We start from the raw sequence: 1995 nt of genomic DNA, 5'->3' as shown, positions 1-1995 counted from the left end.
TGCAGATAACGGCGCACGCTGCCAGTGCCGTCATGCCCGAACTTACGGAAAAACTCTTCTAATCCCGGGAAGTCATTCGCTTGCGGACCAAAGTAACTGATGTGTCGGCCTTGCTCGCGGGCTTTGCGAATTTCGATGTCCATTTCAGGGCGAGTAAAGCGATGGAAGCTGTCTCCTTCCACCCATGCCGGCCTGATGTTCATCATATTGAACATTTTGCGGAATGCTTCAGACGTCGTGGTTGTGCCGGCACCGGATGAACCAGTAACCGCAATGATTGGGTGTTTAGCTGACATGACAAACCTTGTCGAAAATTACGTACCTGTAAAGTGCAGCAGCGAACCGCTGCACGGTCGATAACCCACTATAGCATGTAACAACGACTTGTCATCGAGTGGGATACGGTAAAAATGTGAACGTGCTAAAACTTTGCTTTGAGTTGAATATCAACCGTTTCATGCAGTTCTGAGAACACGATGACGGCTTCACCTTTTTCTAGTTGCGTCTTCACTTGATCGATTTTGTTTTGCAGTGAAATTTCAACCGCGCCATAGTCGGTGCCTTCGCGTAGTACGAACTCACGAATTAGATTTTCCAGTGTTTCTGGCGCGATGTCTTGCCAAGGAATGATCATAAATACCTCAAACTTTTATGATGAAAGGCTAGTTTACTGTGTTCGCGGTTTGGATACAGCTGAAAGGTACTCTGCCGCGACACTTTCGTAGTACGCGGGCAGGGCTTCCTCTAACCAGAACTTTGGTTTTAATGCCGTACCAGTCAGAAAACCAACGTGTCCGCCGTGCTCAAACAGACGGTAATCAATGTTATCTGGCAGAACAAATTTGGGGATCACCTCTTCGGTCATGAACGGGTCGTCTTTGGCGTGGATGATCAAAGTTGGCAAGGTGATCTGCTGTAACTTGCTCAATCCTGAGCATTGATCGTAATAATCTTGTGCATCCTTAAAACCATGCAGAGGTGCAGTGATCAAGTCATCAAATTCGTACAGACGAGTGACGCGCTTGATGGAGTTGTACGACAGCGCCAATTCGCCATGCAGTAAATGATGTTTTTGTAGAGCATTCCGTTTGAGCGAAGAGAGTAGGTAACGGCGATACACTTTGGAAAAGCCCTGCTCAATTCGATTGGCACAAGCCGCCAAATCCAGTGGTGCAGAGACGATGGTGGCCGCTTTTAAAATCGGGTCATCTTTGTATTGTGCTAAGTAGTTCGCCAGCATATTGCCACCAAGGGAGATGCCGACGGCGACTTTTGGATTGTTTGGAAAGCGCAGATGAAGGTGTTCCAAAAAGAAGCGAGCATCCGTTACTTCTCCTGAATGGTATGCGCGAGCTTTTTTGTTCGGTTTGCCGCTACAGCCACGAAAATGCATCATCACCGATAACCAACCAGATTTCGCAAACGCATTCATCAGGCCGTTTGCATACGGGCTGTAGAAGCATCCTTCCAAGCCATGAAACAAAACGAAGATGGGTTTGTTCTGCGCGGGTTCTTTGGTGGGATCTTCACTCCAAGCGAGATCGAGGAAGTCGCCATCGTCGGTATCCAGCGTCTGCCAAATAGGCGTAAACAGCGCTTTTTTACGAATAAAGCGCGGTAAAAGGGTCTGAAGGTGCGGGTTCTTGATCCCGGCGGCTGCGAAAAATTGTGTCATACCTAACTGCTCTTATATGGTCCTTCATGTCAGTTGAAGAACTTATTAATATAATCCTTTATAAAGATTATAGGTATTCTACAGCGTTATGAGTGTTTTGGTGGGTGAATGTTTGGCACAGGGATAGCAAAGGCTTGTTGCAAATGCTCTCCACCAAGCTGACGACAGTATCTGAGCGTGAGTGGATCGCCATCGTTTTTAATCAGTGTAAGTGAGTTAATACAGTCGACCAAATCGGCTTGTTGTTGCTTTTCGAGTTGCAGTTCAAACTGCAGGCTTTCTCGATACAACGCATCGTTCACTTGGGATTTTAGATGACG

2 protein-coding genes and 2 pseudogenes are annotated in these 1995 nt (G+C 47.0%); all 4 read right to left on the bottom strand.

Features of this window, described 5'->3' with window-relative positions; genetic code table 11:
• Positions 1-296: pseudogene (locus R7P67_RS23350) on the bottom strand (phosphoribulokinase); the annotation flags it as partial.
• A 125-nt stretch (positions 297-421) separates the two neighbouring features.
• Positions 422-634 (bottom strand): YheU family protein, encoded by a 213-nt coding sequence (locus R7P67_RS23345; protein ID WP_005458136.1) that lies wholly within the window; start codon positions 632-634, stop codon positions 422-424.
• A gap of 33 nt (positions 635-667) precedes the next feature.
• Positions 668-1675 (bottom strand): hydrolase, encoded by a 1008-nt coding sequence (locus tag R7P67_RS23340; protein WP_005496534.1) that lies wholly within the window; start codon positions 1673-1675, stop codon positions 668-670.
• A gap of 86 nt (positions 1676-1761) precedes the next feature.
• Positions 1762-1995: pseudogene (locus R7P67_RS23335) on the bottom strand (TIGR02444 family protein); the annotation flags it as partial.

Source organism: Vibrio sp. Vb0937 (assembly GCF_033338855.1).
Note: the sequence above shows the minus strand (reverse complement) of the source record. Positions and strands in the feature narration are given on the sequence as shown.